Annotated in this window: 20 protein-coding genes and 1 pseudogene; 7 read left to right on the top strand and 14 right to left on the bottom strand. The window is 42.6% G+C overall.

Annotated features, from left to right (window positions below; translation table 11 throughout):
- Positions 1-3: 3 nt before the first annotated feature.
- The gene (locus tag BCY91_RS06215) at positions 4-441 is read left to right on the top strand and encodes a DUF1896 domain-containing protein (RefSeq protein ID WP_120181121.1); all 438 of its coding nucleotides are present in this window, start codon (positions 4-6) and stop codon (positions 439-441) included.
- Positions 428-5,866, top strand: coding sequence for an N-6 DNA methylase (locus BCY91_RS06210; protein WP_120181120.1), 5,439 nt, complete (start codon positions 428-430; stop codon positions 5,864-5,866). Before BCY91_RS06215 ends, BCY91_RS06210 begins: the two co-directional genes overlap by 14 nt.
- Before the next feature lie 7 nt (positions 5,867-5,873).
- Here BCY91_RS06210 and BCY91_RS06205 read toward each other — a convergent pair whose 3' ends face one another.
- The 14 genes from BCY91_RS06205 to mobA form a co-directional block, all read right to left on the bottom strand.
- Positions 5,874-6,695 carry an RteC domain-containing protein gene (locus BCY91_RS06205; protein WP_120181119.1) on the bottom strand — a complete coding sequence of 274 codons (822 nt, stop codon included), beginning with the start codon at positions 6,693-6,695 and terminating at the stop codon, positions 5,874-5,876.
- A gap of 656 nt (positions 6,696-7,351) precedes the next feature.
- Positions 7,352-8,467, bottom strand: coding sequence for a cysteine desulfurase family protein (locus BCY91_RS06195; protein WP_120181117.1), 1,116 nt, complete (start codon positions 8,465-8,467; stop codon positions 7,352-7,354).
- Positions 8,468-8,609: 142 nt separating this feature from the next.
- Positions 8,610-9,125, bottom strand: coding sequence for a hypothetical protein (locus BCY91_RS06190; protein ID WP_120181116.1), 516 nt, complete (start codon positions 9,123-9,125; stop codon positions 8,610-8,612).
- 1 nt (position 9,126) lies between these two features.
- Positions 9,127-10,308, bottom strand: a complete 1,182-nt coding sequence (locus BCY91_RS06185) for a trans-sulfuration enzyme family protein (RefSeq protein WP_120181115.1) — start codon at positions 10,306-10,308, stop codon at positions 9,127-9,129.
- A gap of 20 nt (positions 10,309-10,328) precedes the next feature.
- Positions 10,329-11,495, bottom strand: coding sequence for an MFS transporter (locus BCY91_RS06180; RefSeq protein WP_220699438.1), 1,167 nt, complete (start codon positions 11,493-11,495; stop codon positions 10,329-10,331).
- A 117-nt stretch (positions 11,496-11,612) separates the two neighbouring features.
- Entirely contained in the window at positions 11,613-12,113 is a 501-nt protein-coding gene (locus BCY91_RS06175) for a hypothetical protein (RefSeq protein WP_120181113.1), read from the bottom strand.
- 27 nt (positions 12,114-12,140) lie between these two features.
- Positions 12,141-12,500, bottom strand: a complete 360-nt coding sequence (locus BCY91_RS06170) for a DsrE/DsrF/TusD sulfur relay family protein (RefSeq protein ID WP_220699437.1) — start codon at positions 12,498-12,500, stop codon at positions 12,141-12,143.
- 31 nt (positions 12,501-12,531) lie between these two features.
- On the bottom strand, positions 12,532-13,638 hold the full coding sequence (locus BCY91_RS06165) for an MBL fold metallo-hydrolase (protein ID WP_120181111.1): 1,107 nt from the start codon (positions 13,636-13,638) through the stop codon (positions 12,532-12,534).
- A 184-nt stretch (positions 13,639-13,822) separates the two neighbouring features.
- The gene (locus BCY91_RS06160) at positions 13,823-14,497 is read right to left on the bottom strand and encodes an ArsR/SmtB family transcription factor (RefSeq protein ID WP_120181110.1); all 675 of its coding nucleotides are present in this window, start codon (positions 14,495-14,497) and stop codon (positions 13,823-13,825) included.
- A gap of 52 nt (positions 14,498-14,549) precedes the next feature.
- Positions 14,550-15,059, bottom strand: coding sequence for a TlpA family protein disulfide reductase (locus BCY91_RS06155; protein ID WP_120181109.1), 510 nt, complete (start codon positions 15,057-15,059; stop codon positions 14,550-14,552).
- Position 15,060: 1 nt separating this feature from the next.
- Positions 15,061-15,513 carry a rhodanese-like domain-containing protein gene (locus BCY91_RS06150; RefSeq protein ID WP_220699436.1) on the bottom strand — a complete coding sequence of 151 codons (453 nt, stop codon included), beginning with the start codon at positions 15,511-15,513 and terminating at the stop codon, positions 15,061-15,063.
- 70 nt (positions 15,514-15,583) lie between these two features.
- Positions 15,584-17,584, bottom strand: a complete 2,001-nt coding sequence (mobC, locus tag BCY91_RS06145; RefSeq protein ID WP_120181107.1) for a conjugal transfer protein MobC — start codon at positions 17,582-17,584, stop codon at positions 15,584-15,586.
- A 101-nt stretch (positions 17,585-17,685) separates the two neighbouring features.
- Complete coding sequence (mobB, locus tag BCY91_RS06140) at positions 17,686-18,993, bottom strand: conjugal transfer protein MobB (RefSeq protein ID WP_120181106.1); 1,308 nt, start codon at positions 18,991-18,993, stop codon at positions 17,686-17,688.
- 8 nt (positions 18,994-19,001) lie between these two features.
- Positions 19,002-19,433 carry a conjugal transfer protein MobA gene (gene mobA / locus BCY91_RS06135; RefSeq protein ID WP_115404021.1) on the bottom strand — a complete coding sequence of 144 codons (432 nt, stop codon included), beginning with the start codon at positions 19,431-19,433 and terminating at the stop codon, positions 19,002-19,004.
- A 101-nt stretch (positions 19,434-19,534) separates the two neighbouring features.
- Between mobA and BCY91_RS17490 the strand changes: the two genes are divergently transcribed.
- The 5 genes and pseudogenes from BCY91_RS17490 to BCY91_RS06110 form a co-directional block, all read left to right on the top strand.
- Complete coding sequence (locus BCY91_RS17490; RefSeq protein ID WP_131829027.1) at positions 19,535-19,843, top strand: hypothetical protein; 309 nt, start codon at positions 19,535-19,537, stop codon at positions 19,841-19,843.
- Between the two features lie 290 nt (positions 19,844-20,133).
- The gene (locus BCY91_RS06125; RefSeq protein WP_120180741.1) at positions 20,134-20,901 is read left to right on the top strand and encodes a ParA family protein; all 768 of its coding nucleotides are present in this window, start codon (positions 20,134-20,136) and stop codon (positions 20,899-20,901) included.
- 12 nt (positions 20,902-20,913) lie between these two features.
- Positions 20,914-21,318, top strand: coding sequence for a DUF3408 domain-containing protein (locus tag BCY91_RS06120; protein ID WP_078704227.1), 405 nt, complete (start codon positions 20,914-20,916; stop codon positions 21,316-21,318).
- A 2-nt stretch (positions 21,319-21,320) separates the two neighbouring features.
- A complete protein-coding gene (locus BCY91_RS06115) occupies positions 21,321-21,956 on the top strand; it encodes a conjugal transfer protein TraD (protein WP_078704228.1) in 636 nt (211 codons plus the stop codon).
- Between the two features lie 30 nt (positions 21,957-21,986).
- Positions 21,987-22,860 (top strand): annotated as a pseudogene (locus tag BCY91_RS06110) (hypothetical protein); the annotation flags it as partial.

The raw sequence follows: 22,860 nt of genomic DNA, 5'->3' as shown, positions 1-22,860 counted from the left end.
AGTATGGATACGCAGCAAAAAGACTTGTCGTATTTCAGATTACGACTGCAAGAATTATTAAACAGCAGCTTCCCCGAAAAGGCGCACGACCAAAAATTTATTGACCAACGGTCTTCGTGGGTTGCCAATGCTTATGAGGGTGCTTTCCGTTCGGGAAACCCCGTTGAGCAATGCAACGAAATAGCCAACTACATACTTTTTGAGGGCTTACACTTCTCCAAGTTCGACACGGTTTTTAAAGTGGTATGCAATGAGTTTGATACCATAATGGCAGACGAGGAACTGCGACCGTTCGCCCTGAAAATGCTCCCTGTGTGTGAGTCTGTTTTCGCAGGATATGAAATAACCGATGATTTCGCCAACGGAAATGAGTTTGATTTACTCTATACCGAACTGACCGGAACCATCTCAATATGGATTGAGGAAAATGGGCTTCAGTAAGCGGTTCCATCTCCAACAGAATATTGATGCCCTGCGAATTGTTTTTAAACTGGAAAAGGAGAAACGGCAAGCCACCGTAGGCGAAAGACTGCTAATGATGCGATACAGCGGATTTGGCGGTCTTAAATTCGTTCTGAACCCCATAGAAAACGAAATAGACATCAATCATTGGAGAAAAACAGAACACGACCTTTTTCCACTTACGCAGCAACTCCACCAACTACTCAAAGAAAATTCCGCAGACGATAAGCAATACCGCAGGTATGTGGACAGTATGAAAAGTTCCGTACTGACGGCTTTTTATACACCGCCAAAGGTAATAGATGCCATTTCATCTGCCTTGCGAGATAATGGTCTGCACATTGATAAATTCCTCGAACCCTCCGCAGGTATCGGTTCATTCATCCAATCCTTTTCGGAAAATCAGAAAGTCAGTGTTACCGTTTATGAAAAGGACTTGCTTACAGGCAAGATTTTAAAGCAGCTTTATCCCGAAAGCAATATCCGTATAAACGGTTTTGAAGAAATCCCCGAAAAGGAACAAAACAGCTATGATGTAATCGCCAGTAACATACCATTCGGTGATACCTCTGTATTTGACCTGTCTTATTCCCGAAGCAGGGACGATGCCAAAGTACAGGCTGCCCGAAGCATACACAATTACTTTTTTCTGAAAGGTGCTGATATGCTTCGTGAGGGCGGCTTGTTGGCTTACATTACTTCGCAGGGCATTCTGAATAGTCGTAAAAACGAACCCATACGCAGGGCGTTAATGCAGGATAATAATTTGGTTTCGGTTGTTAGATTACCCAACAACCTGTTTACCGAATATGCAGGTACAGAAGTGGGCAGCGATTTGATTATCCTGCAAAGAAATAGGGCAAAGCAAAATCTGACCGACAGGGAAGATCTGTTTTGCCAAAGCAAGCCAACTGAATACAATACTTCGGGCAATGCGCTCTTTCAGGACAGTACAAGAATTGTACATACCGACCAAAAATTAGATACCGACCCATACGGGCAGCCTGCCTTAATCTATACACATAAAAACGGCGTTGACGGGATTGCCAAAGATTTGAAACAAATGCTTTCCGAAGATTTTGGAAAGCACCTGAATTTAAGTTTATATAAAGGCGAACGCAACGATGAGCCTGTTATACAAATTCCGATTGAACCAAAGGTTACACCTCCGGTCATAGACCCTGTAATCATTCAGCAAAAACCGCAACCTGTACCCACTCCGGTAGTCCGTCAGGAAAGCCCGAAGGAATTAAAACAACTAAGCATTTTTGACCTGTTTGAAAGTGCGGGCGAACCTGTAATGGTTCTTGCTCCGCCTAAAAGAACTACCCAAATCAAAAGGCAAAGCACTAAAAAAAGAAGAGGCACAATAGGTCGTCAGCCCGACCTGTTCAGCAGTGCAAGGCAGGAACCTTATACACCGCTAAAATCTAATGGTGCTGCCAATGGAACCCACGAAGTAAACGGCAAAAAACAGGAAGCTATCGGCGACCTGTTTTCACAAATAAACGGTAATGGCCAGTCTGATAAGACAGCCATTACCGCTATCAATAGTAATAATGTTCCTGAACCTGCTACGTTTAGTGGGGAACTGCAATCTTTCCACCGTAACGATTGCCTTGTGGTGGATAAAGGTTGGGTGGGTTATCTGCAAGAGGTGGATAAGGAAGATGCTAAAGCAACCTTTCATCCGTTGCAATTGCCGTCTGCACAGAAAGCAAGAGCTGAAGCCTACATAGCTTTAAGGGACAGTTATATCAACCTGTACCAAAAGGAAGCAGAAACGCAGACCGAACACAGGCAGGAACGGGAAACGCTAAACCTCCTGTACGATGCCTTTACCAAAAAATGCGGTAATCTCAATGCTGCCGACAATGCCAAGCTGATAAAGACGGATAGCGCAGGCAAAGAAATCCCTTATCTGGAGCGTATCATTGGCGGTGTCATACACAAAGCGGATATCTTCAGCCGTCCCGTTAGTTTTTCTACTACCACGTTAGCAACCGATAATCCCGAAGAGGCTTTAGCCGCATCACTGAACAAATATGGTAACGTGGATTTGGACTTTATGTCAGAAATAAGCAGCCTGCCTGCCGATACACTGAAAGAAGCCTTACACGGGCGGTTGTTCTACAATCCGCTACAACAAGAATACGAAATAGCCGAACGTTGGATAGCGGGCAACGTTGTTGAGAAAGCCAATGAAGTAAGAGCCTATCTCGAAAATAATACCGATGATACCGAAGCCAAAGAAAGCCTAACCGCTTTAGAAGAAGCCCGACCAAGACGTATTGAATTTGAGGAACTGGATTTTAACCTCGGCGAAAGATGGATACCTACCGGAATTTATGCCCGTTTTGCTTCGCACCTGTTCGATGCGGATGTACTGGTTCATTATTCCGAAAGCTCCGACGACTTTTCGGTAAAGTGTCATCAGGGCAATATGCACATTTGGGAAAAATATGCTGTCAAAGCGGAAAGCCGGACGTTTGACGGTATTGCCCTGCTCAAACACGCCCTCGTCAATACCACGCCCGATATTACCAAAAAAGTAATGGTTGGCGACCAAGAGGTTAAAGTACGGGATATGGAAGCCATACAAATGGCGAACACGAAGATTGATGAAATCCGTACCGCTTTTACCGACTGGCTACACGCACAGAATGATGAATTTAAAAACAGGCTGACCGACCAGTACAACGATACTTTCAACTGTTTCGTTCGCCCGAACTATGACGGAAGCCATCAGGAATTTCCGGGATTAGACCGTAAAGGAGCAGGCATTGAAGACCTGTATTCAAGCCAAAAGGACACCGTTTGGATGATAAAGCTGAACAATGGTGCTATCTGTGACCACGAAGTAGGCGCAGGAAAAACGCTGATAATGTGTACCGCAGCGCAGGAAATGAAGCGTTTGGGATTAGCCCATAAGCCGATGATTATCGGGCTGAAAGCGAATATACCTGCCATTGCCGAAGACTATCGCAAAGCCTATCCACACGCTAAAATCCTTTATCCAGGTATTGATGATTTTACGCCGAAGAAACGCCTGCGGATTTTCGGGGATATTAAAAACAACGATTGGGATTGTGTGATACTCACACACGACCAATTCGGAATGATACCGCAATCGCCAGAAATACAAAAGGAAATTCTCGAAATAGAATTAGACAGTGTAGAGCGTAACCTCGATGCCCTGAAATCGCAGGGCAAGGAAGTGACAAGAGGAATGCTCGCCGGGGTAATCAAACGGAAAGAAAATCTTGAAGTAAAGCTGAAAACGCTGCAACACGATATTGAAAACCGCAAGGATGATATTGTGGACTTTAAGATGATGGGCATAGACCATTTGTTTGTGGACGAAAGCCACCAGTTCAAAAACCTGATGTTCAACACCCGCCATACAAGGGTTGCCGGACTGGGTAACGTGGACGGCAGCCAAAAGGCATTGAACCTGCTCTTTGCCATCCGCACGATACAGGAGCGTACCAATGCGGATATGGGAGCAACCTTTCTTTCGGGTACAACCATCAGCAATTCATTAACGGAGCTGTACCTGCTGTTCAAATACCTGCGCCCTCGGGCGTTGGAAAAACAAGGTATCCATTCATTTGATGCGTGGGCAGCTATCTATGCAAGGAAAACGACCGATTATGAATTTTCGGTAGCCAACAATATTGTCGCCAAAGAGCGTTTCCGCTACTTTATCAAAGTACCGGAACTGGCGCAGTTCTATTCTGAAATAACGGATTACAGAACGGCAAAAGATATTGGCATTGACCGCCCCAACAAGAACGAGGTATTGTATAACATACCGCCAACGCCCGACCAAGAAGCCTTTATTCAAAGCCTGATGCAGTTTGCCAAAACGGGCGATGCTACTTTGCTCGGAAGATTGCCACTATCGCAAAGGGAAGAAAAAGCAAAGATGCTCATTGCTACGGACTACGCCCGTAAGATGTCGCTCGATATGCGTATGGTAAGTGGTATCTATGACGACCATCCCGATAACAAGGCTTCGCATTGCGCTTCAAACATAGCCAAGTATTACAACCAATACAACGCACAGAAGGGAACGCAGTTCGTTTTCTCTGATTTGGGAACCTATAAGCCTGGCGAATGGAATGTGTACTCTGAAATCAAACGTAAGCTCGTGGAAGACCACGGCATACCTGCACACGAAGTCCGGTTTATTCAGGAAGCGAAAAATGACAAGCAACGCAGGGAGCTTATCAACGGAATGAACGAGGGCAAAATTCGGGTGCTGTTCGGTTCTACCAGTATGCTCGGAACTGGCGTGAATGCACAGAAAAGAGCCGTTGCCGTTCATCATTTAGATACACCGTGGCGACCGTCAGACCTTGCCCAAAGGGATGGGAGGGCAATCAGGAAAGGCAACGAAATTGCCAAATTCTTTGCCGATAATAAAGTGGCTGTTATTATCTATGCTGTTGAAAAATCTTTGGATAGTTACAAGTTCAACCTGCTGTATAATAAGCAGCTTTTCATCGACCAGTTAAAGACCAACAACCTGACCAAAAGAACGATTGACGAGGGAAGTATGGATGAAAAATCAGGAATGAATTTTTCGGAATATGTGGCAATCCTGTCAGGAAATACAGACCTGTTGGATAAAGCCAAACTGGAAAAACAGATTGCCGGACTGGAAAGCGAAAAGCAGGCGTTCAACCGTTCCAAATCCAGTGCTAAATTTAAGGTACAGGATTACACGGAAATGTTGCAAAGCACCCAATCCCGTTTCAACCGGATGAGTGCTGACTGGGAAAATTTACAGCAACGCTTACAAAAGCGTTCGGGCGGTACAATTGAAAACCCTGTACTGTTGAATGGCTTGCCGCCCAATGCAAATCCGAAACAAATCGGTGCGAAGCTAAACGAGATTGCAGATAAAGCCCGCACCGGAGGTCAGTATGAAGAAATCGGTAGCTTGTACGGCTTTACACTGTTGGTCAAAACCGAAATGTCGGAGAAAGAGGGCATAGATATTAAGGTAAACCGCTTTTTGGTGCAGGGCGAGGGTAATATCAAATACACCTATAACAATGGTCTAATGGCAAAAGACCCTGAAACCGCCTCTATGAATTTTTTGAGGGCTTTAGAGAAACTGCCGGGCTTTATAAAACAGGAACAGGATAAAATAACCGAAATACAAAAAGACCTGCCTGTACTTCAGGAAGTAGTTAACGGGATGTGGTCTAAGGAAAGTCGATTGAGTGAACTAAAAACGGAACTGGCAGCCGTGGAAAGAAAGATACAGTTATCTATTATGCCGGAAACCAAACAAGATGCTCCGGTGCAGGAGGAAAAGCAGAAAGAAACTCCAAAGGTTCAGGAAAGCATTATACGGACAAAAGGTATTCATTTGCCTCGTGGAGTATTGTAATGGTCGTTTATTTTTCGTCCTGTTCGTCCATTTTCTTTATCAGTGCTTCACACAGGCTGTCAAGGAATTTTGTTCGGTTTATCTTACGGGCTTTGAGTTCCATAAACGTGTGGTAAAAGTCGCCTAACTCAATATTAAAGGCATCTTCGAAAGTTTTGGCAATCAATTTTATGTCTGTATTCCCATTGTTAAATACACCGTGGGAGTACAGTGCATAAATAAGCTCTGTCAGTGCTGTTTTGCTCGCCGTCCATTTCAACGAATTGTCTGAAACCTTTTTCAGATTAAGGTTATTCAACTTGTCTTCCAAATAAACTTGTATCAGGTCATTGGCAATTATCTTAGCAACCTTATAATCGTGCGAAGTAGAAAAGCGATGGTCTGCTTCAAAATAAAAAGTGTCCAACCATAGCCTTATATCATGTTTTCCACGTACAAAAAACTTCTCGTCAACGAAAGAGTTATTACTGCGGTAATACTTGTAAAAATCAAGGTTGTTCTCAAAGAACTTTTTTAGCTTTTTCAGTTCTTTGATAAAATATTTCCTGATGCGCTTGGCTCCATAAGGTTTTCTCGTTTCGATTTTATAAATGGCATTATAGTAGATGAGCTTTGAAACAATAACAGGTTTCTGATACTTGAAAAAGTTGATTTCTTCTTCCGTATTCTTAAAGTCGTTTTTCAGTACAAACTCCTTTAAATCCGCAAGGCTCTGAATGATAAGCTGTATAACGACTTCAACTATTTTTATAGGACAGTCGGTTTCAATCTCCAGTTCATGGATTGCTGTTTCCAATTTAAGATATGTTTCATTGTAAAATTTATCCATTCCGTCATTTTTGAAATCTTAATTCTTTTTAGCCGTAATCAGTGCAAAAGCAAGCATGGGATTAACGCTAAGTTTACGCCCTGCCAGTCCCATTGATTAAGCAGGCTACCTGCGGCAAACTGGAGATACTAATAGCCGCAAAAACCGAAAAGTCGTGGATGTCTGTGTCTTTTCCTTTTCTTCTGCCCGATACACTTTAGAGCCTCCAACAAATATAAAGTTACAGCCTACGACGAGCAGTATCAGTCCTGAAACAAAATTGAAAAAGTCAGTTCCTGTCAAGGAAAGCGATACGTGCAGGCAAAGAATGATTATGCCTGTCAATATAACTTTGCGTACCCCGAATTTCTCTATCAGCGTTTCTGTAAAGAATGAGGGTACAAACATGCCCAATACATGGCACTGAATGACAGTGGCCGCATCATCGGACGAATGCCCGCAATGGCACATCGCTAACTTCGTTGCCGTCATTATCATAATCATAACGGAGTACCCGACAGCAGATGATATTAAAGCCGTAAGGGTATTTTTTTGCTTTACAATCTCCAATAAGGTCATTACCAATATAGAGGCTGTCTGAAAAAGTACCTGTGAAGATGAAAGCAGGATTACCTTATTCCATTTTGGTTTGCTTGCAATAGTATCATTCATAAAAGTTATTCAATCAATCTTTTTAAACATTTAACTGCCCTGTCCAATTCATCTTGGGTCGTGTACTGCCCGATGCTGAACCTGATTGCTCCGTATGCCACATCTTCATCGGTTCCCATTGCTTTGAGTACAGGCGAAACGGTTTTACTCCCCGAATGGCAGGCAGAGCCAGTGGATGCACACAATTCAGGTGTGCGGCTTAGTATTTCTGCGCCGCTTTTTCCGATAAAACTTATGTTGAGGGTATTGGGCAGGCTGTTATGAAAATCGCCATTCAGGGCGATTTTGTCGCCAAAGGCATTTGTAAGCTGCTGGTAGAAATAGCTTTTAAGTGAAAAGAGTGTGTTATGCTGTAAAAAACCTGATGCCAGTTCTGCGGCTTTTCCCAAACCTGTGACATACGGCACATTCTCGGTTCCAGCCCGTTGGTTACTTTCCTGTGATGCTCCATGTATAAGGGGTTCGATGAAAATGTCTTTGCGGATATACAATGCTCCTATGCCTTTGGGGGCATATAATTTATGCCCGGCAATGGTCAGAAAATCCACCTGTAAATCCTCTACATCTATTTTCACTTTGCCGATGGATTGTGAAGCATCGGAATGAAAAAGCACGTTCCGTTGCCTGCAAATTGCACCGATTTCTTTGATGGGCTGCAAGGTTCCGACCTCGTTGTTGGAATGCATCACAGAGACCAAAATGGTATCTTCCCGTATGGCGTTCTCTATTTCTTTGGCGTTTACGGCTCCCTGCTCGTTTACGGAAACAAGTGTTATGTCAAATCCTATCTTTTTCAGGAACTTCAACGGTTCCTGAATAGAGGGATGCTCGATAGCACTGCTGATAATATGCTTGCCTTTGTTTTCAAAAGTAGCGGCAACTCCTTTCAGTACGGTATTGTTCGCCTCACTTCCGCAGCCTGTAAAAAAAACCTCATTTTCATCGGCATGGATAAGTTGAGCAACTTGCTTTCTACCTGTATCAACGGCATTTCTTGCTTTTAAACCCAAATCATACGTGTTGGATGGATTTCCAAAACTATTTGTTAAGAAAGGCTGCATTGCTTCAAATACCAGCTTATCTATGGGTGTGGTGGCATTGTAGTCAAGGTATATGGTCATGGTTTTAAAATCTATTATGTTTAACTATTGGTTTTTTTGCTACTATAGATAAAACGGTCTTTCACATAGCCGGATTTTGGCTGACGTGAACCAACGATAAGGCATTGCATCTGTTCTGTCATGTCTTTAATTTTCTGATTTATTAAATTCCTACGGTAAACAATACCGCTGTACCTATCGAAAAGTCTTTTTCATTACCAATCCTCATCGGCAGAGGAAGTGTTAACGATACCGGATGATTGCCCTTTACTAATACCTTTCCTACGGACGGGGTAATACCATAGCGACCATTTGTTTCAAATGAAAACCGATTGGTTATAGTCCAGCCTCCTTTTAAGGGAAAATAAACCCCTGGCTGTATCACTATATTTTTAACCGTACTTGAATGACTGGTAGCTTCTATCATAGAAACAATCTCCAAGGAATAACCAAATTTTGGATTTTTCTGAAAACTGATACCGCTAACGAAGCCTACACTATAACTATTATCAAAATTCATCTTGATATCACTATTCTGCAACGTGGCAACAGGGTGAACCAATCCAAAATAACCTGTTATTTTTAACGGAAATCCATCTGTCGCTCCTTTGCTTTGGGCATAAACGGTACTTGTGAAAAGTACCGCTAAACAGCCTGTCAGGATTATACATTGCCTCATTCTAAATGTTTTTTAAAGCCTGTTCCAAATCTTCAATGAGGTCTTCGGCATCCTCAAAACCTACGGAAAGGCGTATCATTGACGGTGTAATGCCCCTGCGTTCCAATTCTTCTTCAGGAAGTCCATGATGGGTAGTGGTTACAGGTTGTGTACATAAACTTTCGGCACTTCCCAAACTCGGAGCAATGCGGAAAATATTCAGGTTATCTGCCACCTTAACGGTCTGTTCGTAATCTCCGTCCACCTCAATGGTTATCATGCCACCGAAACCGCTCATTTGTTTTCTGGCTAATTCGTGTCCTGCAAAAGACGGCAAGCCCGGATATAATACCCGTTTGATTTTCGGGTGCTTTTCGAGTGCAGTTGCAATTTGCAAGGCACTTTCATTTTGCCTTTTTACACGCAGCACCAGTGATTTGATACTTCTTGACAACAGGGCTGCCGTTTCGGGTGCAGGCATCTGTCCGAGGTTTTTCCTCCACGCCCATATTTCGCCAATATGCTGTTTGCTGCCCATGACCACGCCTGCCGTAATATCACTGTGACCGCCCAAGTATTTGGTTGCACTGTGGACGACTATATCAGCCCCTAACTGGATGGGCTTTTGATTGACAGGTGTAGCAAATGTATTATCTATGGCGACCAATGCGCCATGCATATGGGCAATGTCCGCAATGGCTTTGATGTCAAATATTTCGATGGTAGGATTGGTTGGCGTTTCAAAAAAGACCATTTCAACGCCTGTTTGCAACAGTTCTTCCAATTTCTCCAGTTCAGAACCCAATAGAAAATGCACCGGAATATTCAGGCTGCGCAACTGAACGTTCAGTAATTCAAGCGTCCCCCCGTAGGCATCACCAATGCAGACAACGCCTTTTCTTCCCAATGCAAGAAATAAGGCTGCTTCTGCCGCCATGCCTGAACTGAAAACCAATGCTGCTTCTGCATCTTCCAATGCTGCCAGCTTTGTTTCCAGTGAAATGATTGATGGATTGAGACCGTAACGGGTGTACAAACTTCCGGGTCTGTGACCGTCCACTACGTCCAGCAAATCTTTTGTGGTATTGAACGTAAACGTAGTTGAATTGAAAATGGGCGTGTGAGGCGAACCATGTTCATTAGCTAATTCCCCGCTGTGTACGCAACGTGTTGAAAGCCCTGCTTTCTTGTGTTCTTCTTGCATAAATATTTATTTTTAGATGATTACTTAGTTAGATTTTTATTCATTGTTTCTTTCATTCTTACCCATACCACTATGCCTGATAACAGCGTAATGATACCTGCGATGTGTACAGCCCACATCAGCCCGAAGAAGTTGCCGACAACACCTGCCATCAACGCTCCGATGGCATAACCCATATCTCGCCAAAAGCGGTACACGCCCAACGACGAAGCCCGCCAGCTTGGGTGTGCGGCATCGCTTACGGCAGCCAGCAATGCGGGATAAACCATTGCTGTACCCAATCCCAACAAGACTGAACCGACCAAACCTGCGGTCAACGGGTCAAACATTTCCAAGCCGATAACGATATGACCGAGTACCTGTACGAACATTCCCCATACAATCAATGGTTTTCTGCCCCATCTGTCAGCTAAGGGACCTGTTACGATTTGCCCGACACCCCATACCACAGGATATACCGCCTTAATCCAGCCTACACCCTCCAGTCCAACGCCTGCCGCTATAAACAGCAATGGAAATACGCCCCAAGACATACCGTCATTGAGGTTGTTGATAAGCCCTGCCTGCGAAACGGAAAAAAGGTTCTTGTTCTTAAATGAAGTTTCTTTGAATACCCAAAAGAGGTTGGGTTTGTGTGCTGTTTCGCCCGATGCGGTAACTGCAACCTGTTTGGTTTCCAATTTTGCAAACGGACGGGTGTCCCGGATAACGAGAATGGATAACAGCAAGCCTGCAATCGTATAGAATATGCCGATGTAGAACGGCTCCGGTCGTAATCCATACGTTGAAGCAAGGTAGCCTGTGAGTAATGCCGTCAATCCGACTGCACCATATCCGGCAGCTTCGTTTAGCCCCATTGCCAAGCCCCGCTTTTTTGGACCAACCAAATCTATTTTCATGTTAACGGTCATAGACCACGCCAAACCCTGACTGATACCAAGCAATACATTGGCTATTATAATCCAATTCCAAGTAGGTCCCCAACCCAACAGGAAAGGGACAGGCATCCCTATGAGCCAACCGAGTATCAGCACTTTTTTTCGGGTGTATCTGTCTGCCAATACACCGGAAACAAGATTGGTAAATGCTTTGACCACGCCAAAGGCAATGATGAAAGAAAATATAACGATGTCCGAACCGATTTTAAATTCGTCCGTACCTACCAATGGCACTACTGTTCTTTCCAAGCCAACCATCCCGCCAACCATCATGTTGACGAGAACCAAAAGGGTAAATTGTTGCCAGTTTTCTTTTAATCCAAGTTTAATATTTTCCACTTTATAATGATATGACCTGATAAGGTATTAGTTTGATTTCGGGTGTTCTGATTTCGGATGCTCATCTGATTTTTTACCTGCGGGTTTGGTTTTCCAAATGTTGCCCTCATTGTACCAAGTGTAGCGTTCTTTACCGTTTACCTTATGTACTTTTCTATCGGTAGCGGATAATACTTTTCCATCCCATTTCATAAAGATGTCCACGTCATACACATTGTTATCGCTTCCCTGAAAATCGGCACAAACGAAATACACATTGTCGCCCAATGATGCAAGGCGGTCATCGTGTATCTTTTTCAGTGTAAGCTGTAAATCTTTGTGGGTTACGCTATCGTGTACGATAAAATGTCCTTTTGATTTTTGCTCTGTCTGCACATATTCTTTTACACCTTTGCTAAGTGATTTTATGGTCAGTTCCGACTTTTTGCTATTAATTGGATGTTCAAGATGTTCTTTCCCTGTTTGCCCGAAAGCTGTCATGGAGTAGCCTATAAGCCCTGCTACAATGAATGATGTTATCGTTTTCATACGAATGAAATTTTGTTAATCTGATTATTAAAAAGTAAGGGTTTGGTCTGCCGTTGCAATCCAGTTGCCCAATTCGTCCATACAACTCATTTCTGTACCCTCTATGATTTGTTCTTTGGTGATGGCTCTTGCATCCACACAGCTTCCGCATAGCTTTACCTTAGCACCTTTGGTCAGGGATAATTTCAGCATACGCTCTATGTTGTAATATCCGTTAGGAGTTTTCTGCCCTGCAACGGCACAGCTAACGGCATCAGCCATCAGGAAAATGTTTACCTGTATTTCGGAATGGTTTTTATTCAACTGGTTGGCGATGCGCAAAGCGTTATAGGCTTTTTCCGTTCCGTAGGGTGCATCGTTGATGATAATAAGAATTGTCTTGCTCACTTGATTTGAATTTTGATGTATTGAAACCTGTTTATGAAATTGCGCACCTGTTAGCACCCGCTTCCAAGTCGGCAGGATTGATGCCCTCATAATTTCCGCTCTTATTAAGTGTGGCTATTTGGACGTAGTTGGGTGGTGTGGGTGGAATACGTTTCATTGTCTGTTCTATGAATGCTTCTTTTTCCAGTTGCAACAACTCAATTTTTACGGATAGGTTGGATAGCTTATCCCCGATAACCCTACCGTCAAACTGGATGGTGTTTGACGTATGTGCTGGTAATATCAGCAGGTCGTTACTGCTTAAAGTCAGTATCTTGCCCAAAGAGATAAACAGTTGACTGGCTTTCTGCACTCCCTGTTCATAGTCTGCCTTTAAGTCTGGTCTGCCCACACCATTAACAAAAAGTGTGTCACCTGTCAGCAGGTAGTCATCATTTATCAGGTAAGAAATACTTTCAGGTGTATGTCCCGGCGTAAAAACAGCCATCAGGTTTGCAGAGCCAAAGGGTACAACGTCCCTGTCGCTGATAGGCGTGAAATCGTAATCAACGCCCGCATTTTCTGTGAAAAGGTGCATGGCTTCCGTTGCCTTTGCCAGTTCGATGGTACGGGAAATATAATCGGCATGGATATGAGTATCCATTACATACTTTATCGTCCAGCCGTATTTTTCTGCAAGTCCTAAATAAACACCTGGTTCTAAGGAAGCATCCACTACAAGGGCTTCGTTACCGGAGCCAATGATGTAGGAGATACAGCCTTTGGCTACACGCCTTACCTGTATCAGCGTTACATCATTGCCTTTTATTTCTGCGGTGTTCCAAGCATAGTTCCATGCTTTCATGCCACCTTGTAACGATAATGCGTTGTAGCCTTTTTCAGCCAATGCCTTTGCTGCTATCTGACTTGTCCTGCCAGCTGCACATACAGTAACAATGGGTACATCTGACGGTATATCCAAATTTTCCAATACGCTGTTATCTCCTTTATTCAGGGCTTCATAGGCATCCCGGTAATGGCTGCCCGCAATCTGCCATTCGTCTCTTTGGTCTTGTGGTCTTACATCTAATATGGCTACTTTTTTTCCGTCCTCAATCATTTTTTGGAGTTCGGCTACTGTAATTTCTTGTGTACTCATTTTTATCTGATTTTATGTATGTGCAAATCTACACAAAAAATAACTATTCAATAGAATTATTGAATAGTTATTTTGCATTTTTTTATTAGGTGTAATCCTCAACGCATGATAATAGGGGGAAAATGAAAAAGGGTATCTCAAGTTTATTGAGATACCCTTTTGAGAATGGTCTTATAATAGGTGACTATGAAAATTTGCTATCAACAGGATAGCCATTCAATAATGCCCATTCAGGAAAACCCTCGTTTAATCGTACTGCGTTATAGCCTTTATCTTTAAGCATAGCGACGGCTTCGTCTGCATAGACACAAAACGGACCCCGGCAATAGGCTACGAGCATTTTTCTTTTGGATAGCTTTTTGAGGTAAGTTTCCAACTTATCAATAGGGGTTGAAATGGCTTTGTGGATATGCCCCCTGTTATATTCATCTTCCGGTCTTACGTCCAGCAATACGACTTCATCGTTCTCAATCATCTCTGCCAGTGTTTCCGCATCAACGGCATTCATATCGCTGTTATGCCCGTTGCGGAAATCATGTATCACTTTCTCCACTTCTGCATTATAGGCAAAACCAAGCTCTCTTAACCCTATCCAAGCATTAAAAACGTTTTCTCCTGCCAATGAGTAATTAATAAAATTGCCGTTGCGTGTTACCTGTACCAGTTTGGCATTTTTCAACGTTTGCAAATGCTGTGAGGCATTGGCTACCGACTGTCCCGTATAGTGGGCAATCTGCTCTACCGAAAACGGTCCCTGAGCCAAAAGGTCGATAATCTCCAACCGTACCGGATTAGCCATAGCTTTGGCTACTTTAGCCAGTTCGGTATATACCTTGTCTTTAAATTCTCGTTTGTTCATCTTCGTTATCAATCATTGTTATTGATAGGAATAAGCATTCTGCAAAATTGCGTTATTTTGCCCGGCTTAGGTAATTGTCTATAAAATCTTCCAATTCCTTGCCATGTAAATTGATGGCTGCAATTTTGCCTTGTTCATCTACCACTACATTAAAAGGCAAACCCTCAATGGCATAATCTTTTGCTACCGGACTTTTCCAAAACATCAGGTCGCTTACCTGTATCCATTCCATTTTAAAACGCTCGATGCCTTTTCGCCAATTCTCTTTGCTTTTGTCTAAAGAGATACCTAATATTTCAAATTTTCCAGTCCTTACCTGATTGCTATGCTTGCTATATAAGTCTTTCAATTCCGGCTGCTCTTTCACGCAGGGCGCACACCATGTCGCCCAAAAATCCACCAATACCAATTTGCCTTTTAAGGAAGAAAGCAATATCGTCTTTCCATCAGGTGTAGGTAACGAAATTTCGGGTGCAGGCTGTCCTATTTTCAAAGCCGTACTTTGAGCAGAAAGATGGCTTGCAAAAAGTGTTATCAATAATACACAAAATGTTTTTTTCATTTTAGTCGTTTGTAGGATAGTCTTTATCAAGCCAATCCACCTTGATATTTCTGGGCAAATTGAGCAACTTTGCATTTTTAAAGCTCATATCTTTTAATACGGCGAATGCAGGTCTGATATTGGGACACTTGTCAAAAGGACAACAGCCGCAATAGATTACCACCTCCTTATCCTTTGGAACATTTTTCAGGTAGTTTTTCAGTTTGTTGATATTCTCCGCTTCAACGGTGGGACCAATATCAACGGAACCTTTGATAATCGCATCGGGTCCGACGGATAAAATCAAGAGGTTTGCTGCTTTGTTGTTGTTTATTCGGGATGCAAGCGTATTTGCCTCCACCAGTTGGCTGGCTTTCCAAGGCTCCTGTTTTTGCTGTGCTGACAACCCGGTGCTGGATAGCAGCAGAGCGGCAAATAGATAAATGAAGTATCGCATATTTTCTTTCGTTTCCACAAAGGTACAAAAATCTTGTCATCTATTCAATAAAACCATTGAATACTTACCCTTGCTGGCTCAAATGCCTCTAATCCTGCTGCACCAAGTGTTGTAAGTCAGGGTCATTTTTGATGCGCTCCATTTCACTAACAACAATATTAAGGATGTCTGATTTTATCTGTTTGTAATTGCTTTCAATTTCCTGCTTCATTTTATCCTTGCCCTGTTCATTTACAAAAGAAAGGATTTGCGGTATTTGCTGATAGGCTTTGGTTTCTGCTGCTACCTTTTCATTATCTACTACAATTTCGGCGTGAAATATCTTTTGCGCAATGCGTTCATCAAAGTTATCTGATACAGAACCGACAAACATACCCTGTGTAAGCGTTGAAATTTTGGATGCCGGAATAAGGCTGTCTAACTGTGTGGAAATAGAGGTAGATTTATCGTTACGATTAATGGTCATACTCTGACGTTTCTGTAATACTTTCCCGAAGCGTTCCGATAGGCTCTTTGCCGTTTCTCCAACCACCTGACCACTGAATATATTACCAACGGTATTCTGTATTACCTTGCTTTCTTTGTCGCCGTAATCCCTTGTTAATTGCGAAAAGTCCTGAAAACCCAAACACACCGCTACCTTGTTACTTCTCGCCGTTGCGATAAGGTTATCCAATCCCCTAAAATAAATCGTGGGCAACTCATCTATGATAACGGAACTCTTTAACTGTCCTTTTTTATTAATTAGTTTTACAATCCTCGAATTGTACAAGCCCAACGCAGCCGAATAAATATTTTGACGGTCAGGATTGTTACCTACGCATAAAATTTTAGGTTCTTTCGGGTTGTTGATGTCAAGCGTAAAATCATCGCCCGTCATTACCCAGTAAAGTTGCGGGCTTATCATTCTTGACAACGGAATTTTTGCCGATGCTATCTGACCTTGTAACTGGTCTTGCGCTCCGCCCTGCCACGCATCCATAAAGGGCGATAAGTAGTTTTCCAAATCGGGATAGGAAGTTAAAATAGTGAACACATCCGAATACTTTTTATTCAGTAATTCAATAGCGTGTGGGAATGTACAATACTTACCACCCTCGTAAATTTTCAGATACCAAATAATGGCAGCCAAAAGGATAATTGGGCTTTCCACGAAAAAATCCCCTTGCTTGGTAATCCAGCTTTTGTTAAGATTGAGCATTATGGTGTATGCCGCTTCGTAGGCATCCGATATGTCCGTCATAAAATCGGGATTGAGTGGGTTGCAACGGTGGCTCTTGCGTGGGTCGTCGAAATTTATCACATAGAATTTAGGCTGCACCTTGTACTTATCCCTGTGCTTCAGTAAATGATTGTAGGCAATGGTGGAAAGGTCGTCGAACTTGAAATCGTAGATGTACATACTAAAGCCTTTCTCTATCTGCTGCTTGATGTAGTTGTTTACGATGGCATAAGATTTACCTGAACCCGGAGTACCCAACACGATAGATGCCCTGAAAGGATTTACAATGTTTATCCAACCGTTGTTCCATTTGCCTTTGTAGTAAAATTTGGTGGGCAGGTTGACGGAATACTCGTTTTCCATCAGCTTGGTTTCCTGTTGAAAGCTCTCATTTTCATTGTTGAAAACATCGTCCATAAGGTTAGTGCGGAGCAAACGGCTCATCCACACGCCTGCCATCAGCAAAGCGATATAACCTAACGAGATAGTAAGGATATACAGGAATGTGCCTGTTGCCGGGGATAGCTTCAGCAATGGGGTGTTCAGGAAGAACAGTATAAAACCAAAGCCCAAAGCCACGTAAATTTTAGTCCAAGTTATCTTCTCATTCTTTACGCCCTTTGTGCCTAAGCAGCTTAAAGCCAGTAAAACCAAAGCGAATGCTTTGGTGTATAGGGTATGTGAAAACAAGCCCGCCGTCCGGTCGAAATTGCCTAATATCTTGTTGATGATTTCCAATGTCCAGCCACGTTCTAAAAAAAAACCGTAGCAGAACCAATAAAGGTGCATCAGCACCAAAAGAATACTGACTGCCCGCATAAAAGCCATTATCTTGGCAAGCCCTCTTAAATCGTCTTCTCCCTGCATTATTTTAAGTTTTAATGTTCGGGCGTGAATTTAAAGGCTCTATGGAGTGGCTATAAGAAAGTGGCAGCCAGTGGCGTTGTGTGGCAGTGTTTGGCTAAATATTATTGCTGACCTCTTTTGCGTTTGCGCTTCTTCTTCAACTTATTGGCAAAGTCCTGTTCTTCGTAATCTTCGCCCTGGGCTTCGGGTAATAAACCTCCTAATGCCTCAATCAAACCGTCTTCGTGTTTTTTCGTAGTTAAGAAGTCGAACAAATGGTGTGGTTCTTCCGCAGGAAGATCCGCATCATTTGATGTGGATAGTTTGGGTTGTAAAGTGGATAGTTTGGGTTGTAAAACGGCAGGTTCTTTTATCTCCGGTTTGATGTTATTGTTCCAATAATCATTGAAAGTGTTGGCAGAAAGTTCAGTTGCTAAACGTGAACCGTTCCAAACCGCTTTGGAATTATGGTCAATAAAAGTGATACCATAAATACGCCCTGTATCATTCCGGCGCACTACTACGTTAATGCCCTGTTCTGCTAACTGCTTTTTAAATGCCTGTTCATCGATTGTGGTTTTCAGGGCAATGGCAACAGCAGATTTTAGGGTCTGTTTGGTCGGGCTATCTTTCAAGGCGGTTTTGCATTTCGCAAAATGCAGTTCCAAAGCAGGAAGCCCTGCACTCTTCCCGAATAGAGAAGCCTTGAACGGATGCCCGGCTCTTTCTCCTTTTTCATTCAGCGGAATATATAATAAACCCTGTTGCCTCTTTCCCTGCAATTCTCCCTCTATTTTCTCGGTGGTAATATTAAACAGGGAAAGCAGGGCGTTGTATTCCCCTAATGTTTGGTACTGGTAGTAGTTCGGCAGGTGGCGAACTACTGAAGCGATTTGGCTCTTTACATCGCCCGCCCGATAATCTACCGGACGGAAAACCTTATCAGTTTGGTTACGCTCTTTATCTGTTGCAGGTATCAACCCGTGTTTTCTTTCCAGTTCACGGCAAATATTCATAGACCGCATTTTCTCGAATTTGTCCGAAATCTTTTTGCCCTGCTCGTCCACGCAAACCGATACAATGTGTATATGGCTGCGGTCAATATCCTTGTGTTTGAATACGACAAAAGGCTGTTCGCCGTAACCCATTTCCCGCATATACTGTTCTGCCATTTCCCGAAACTTGTCATCGCTTACTTTGTCATTCGGGTCAGGATTGAGCGAAATGTGCAACGTATGTTTCTCGGTATTGCGGTTGGCTATCAGGTAAGGTGCAAAAGATTGGCTTAATTGTGCTACGGAATAATGACCGCTTGCGGTTTCAATCATCTTATTGGCGAACAATATCTGCCCGTTTTCATTCTCTACTTTAAGCTGATTGTACGCTAATGCCCCGTATAAATTTCCGCTTCTTCCGATTTTTGCTATCATTTCTACCGCTATTTTTTTAGGTGCTTCGCTTCAAATTCTTCGGTTAGCTGAATGATTTTTTGGCATAGCATCGCCATTTCAGCCGTTTGTTTTTCCAGTTTGTAGAGGAATGCAGCAGCTTTTTTCTCGGAGAAATGCTTGTACAATAGCTTCACAACCTGATTATAGTTCACACCTACGGAGCGAAATTGACTGTGAAACGAAGTCAACCGCATATAGAAATCAACTGTTCCTTTGTCAATCTTAACTGACTTCATTTCCTTACTGAACAGCAGGGAAATGATAAACTTTGCTTTATTGGGCATTCCCGATGCTTCAAAAAGCGATAAAAGTTTGGCGTTTTCTTCGTCCGTAAGACGGAAAACGTGGCGATGGATGCTTGGGTCTGTTTTGGGTGTCCGCCCGCCCTTATTCTGTTTTCTGTAACTGTTCTCTTTCATCACAAATCCATTTTAAAATCCATACAAAACCCTGACTTCGGAAGGTGTTTTCTGCCCCCTGCAAAGGGCAAGTTGTTTTGAGCATCGGAAATCATTCCGAGATGCTCAAAACACAACTTGCCGTGTTCTGTAGAACACAAAAATCCGCCCTGCGGGACGGATTAAATGTAACAGGGAAAAACGGCTCGATGCCGTTCCCGTTGCCCTCCGATTTGTCAAAAGAATTTTGCATAAATCCATTAATAAAAATCATTGTACAAAGTAAAGCCCTGTTTACGAAAGCATTGTACTGTATAGCAGTGCCAAACACTGCCTTTGAACGCCAAACACTGCCACACCGCAATCAGCGGGCAAATCAATCGCTTTATTTGCCGTATAATTTTAGTGCAGGTAGTAAAAAATGTATCTAAACAAAGAAGAAAATCAGGTTTGCAAACAAGCGGTTTGGAATAAAAGCATAGGGTTTTAAAAGCATAAAACAATAAAAGTGTAAAAGCATAAAAGCGGTAAAGCAATTTACCTGTTGCAAGTTTTGCCACTTGCTAAAGAATGTGCCTTACAAGGCAAAAATGAAAGCAGATACCTATGCAGGAAAGTACCCAAAAGGGAATGCAGGAATATAGGAATGAGGTAATAATCAGATAAACCAATATTCAATCCTGCAAAACAAATAAAGTGTGTAACAATAAATTTTTAAATAATGGAAACAACAAAGAAAACTTTAAAAATCAGCTTCTCCACCCAAAAAGGCGGTGTGGGAAAATCTACAATGACCACTTTACTGGCAAGTGTGCTTCACTACCGTTTAGGTTTTAATGTGCTGGTGATGGACTGCGACTTTCCGCAACACAGCCTGACCAATATGCGTGAACGGGATAAGAGAACCATAATGCAGAACGACTACCATAAAAAAGCGGCAATGAAGCAGTTTCAAGCAATCAACAAAAAAGCGTACCCGATTATTAAATGTAAAGCTGAAACGGCTCTGGAGAAAGCATCGGAATACAGAAGCCAGTCGGCGGTTGTGCCAGATGTGATCTTCTTCGACCTGCCGGGAACAGCCAATACTAAAGGCGTTTTGACCACTTTAAAAAAAATGGACTTCATCTTTTCGCCCATTACTGCCGACCGTTTGGTAGTGGAAAGTACATTGGGCTTTACCAAAGCCTTTCTCGGACTTCCCCAAACGGACGAGGGCAATCCCGAACAAGAGATGTGGCTGTTTTGGAACCAGGTGGACGGCAGGGAAAAAACAGGTTTGTATGATGTGTATCAAAGTGTCATCAAGGAACTCAACCTGCCCATAATGGAAACAAGGATAATGGATAGCAAGCGTTTCCGAAAGGAAACAGACGATACAGGTAGTTATGTATTCCGGTCAAGTTTGCTGCCTGCCGAACCACAGTTAATGAAAGCAACTAAAATGGATTTGTTTGTCGAGGAATTTTTAAAAATCACTCATCTATAAAAATAGTAAAGTATGGCTTCAGATAACAAAAACAACGATTTTGAAAAGCCCAATGTTGATGAGGAATACCTTATGAACGTCATAAGCGGCGATGAGCCTGTTGCTCCACCGAGCAATAACAAAAAGCAGGATGTACCAAAGGAAACAAAGCCCAGGGAAAAAGCCCGTAACAGTTCATCAAAGAAAGCGGACTACGAGGAAACATTTTTGGTCAATCGGTTTCCATCGGGGCGTAACGGCAAGGTAGTTTACATACGCCCTGAATACCACGAAAGATTGCTCCGCATCGTGCAACTGACAAGAGAGGAAAGAACAACGCTTTACTCTTACATTGACAACATTCTTGAACATCATTTCAGAGAGTACGGGGACGATATTACCGATTATTTCAACGACCATTTTAAACCCATTTTGTAGCTATGGAAATAGTAATTGTGATATGCCTGCTGATTGTCATTGTACTGCTATTGCAGGATAAGATTGTCATTCATAAAAGGTCGAAACAAGAACCTCCGCAGAAGAAAGTCAATCCGAACCTGCCCGATATTATGGGCCAACCAAAACCCGTAGAACGCCTTTCAGTGCCAAACACTGCCACTGAACGCCAAATTCAGGAACCGGAGATAAACCCTGCTAATTTAGACATTGAATACGACGAAAATGAAAACGTAGGTATTCAAATTCCGCAGGAAGAGCTGGACGAAGTTTTCAGAAAGATACCTGATTTGGAAGAAGAGGAAGAAGAATGGAACAGGTACGGAATATCCGGTGGTGATGACGGTTTTGCCCAAGGGGTTACCTTTGAAGAACTAAGCTCCGTGGGGGTGTTGCTCCAAAAAGAAGAATTGGAACCAGCCCAAAAGGAAACAGCGATAGCCATAGTTCAAAAAATACAGGGAACCGAATTATTCAGCCTATTGGAAAATTCTATGGAAGATGCTTCCCGAAGAATAGCCGAGCTTTTGGATAGCACCCTTTCATCTGAAACGGAAGACAGTTCTTCCACTTTGCGGAAAAGTGATTTGAGTGATTTTGACATTGGGGAGTTTGTATAGACTTTCCTTTGTCTTTTAAAATAAGAAAATATGGAAAATGGATTGCCAAATACTAATATAGAACCGGGCAGTTTGCTTGATCTGCGTTTGAATAAAGGCATACTACCTACTATTGATATTGCAGGTCATACATTCTATGTGGATTTACGCATGAACAAACTACGGCCAAAGGACGACTTTATATCCAAAGGCATAGACTTTACTGAAATAAAAGACTACTATGATCGTGACAGACGGGCATTTGTTATTCCCTATAATCCAACAAAACGCGAATTTCAACAGGACGATGTTTCTAAAATGACCGAACTGCCTACTGATATTATCATAGTGCAGTTTCCCAATCAGTATGAATTGGATATAGTGGGATGGAATAGAAAGCATGATAATAGCCTAACTGATCAGGATGTGAAACAAATGCACTTTGAAGCGCGTACCCTGCCGTGGATAGATACCAATGTGATTGAGCATATAAAACGTAATGTCGCTGAACAGCTACAACCAAAAGAAGAATATATTGTCAACCAACCAAAGGACAATCTGTATAAGATACCCACGGATACACAAAGGGGACTTCCGACACATAAAGTATTCGGAACAGAATTTATAGTGGATGTAAATCAATTGGAACTCCGTGAAAAAGCCAATCCGAAAAATGTAATTTCTCTATCCGATATGGAAGAAAAAGCAGTACAAGGTTACAGATTTTGGTATAGCCCAAACACTAAGGGCTTGACAACGTACGCCGAACCGGGAGCAAAATTGGCAGAGATACCTGACTTTGTAAAACTTGACCCGATCGGAATGGCAAAAAAGCATAACATTTCAGAAGACAAAATCGATGCTATGGACGATTTCAAACTAATGGTTGATCAGGATGCGTTCGATAAAATTGCTTACAAAGGTA

This window comes from Pelobium manganitolerans (assembly GCF_003609575.1).
Taxonomy (GTDB): domain Bacteria; phylum Bacteroidota; class Bacteroidia; order Sphingobacteriales; family Sphingobacteriaceae; genus Pseudopedobacter; species Pseudopedobacter manganitolerans.
This window is presented reverse-complemented; position numbering and strand designations above follow the sequence as displayed.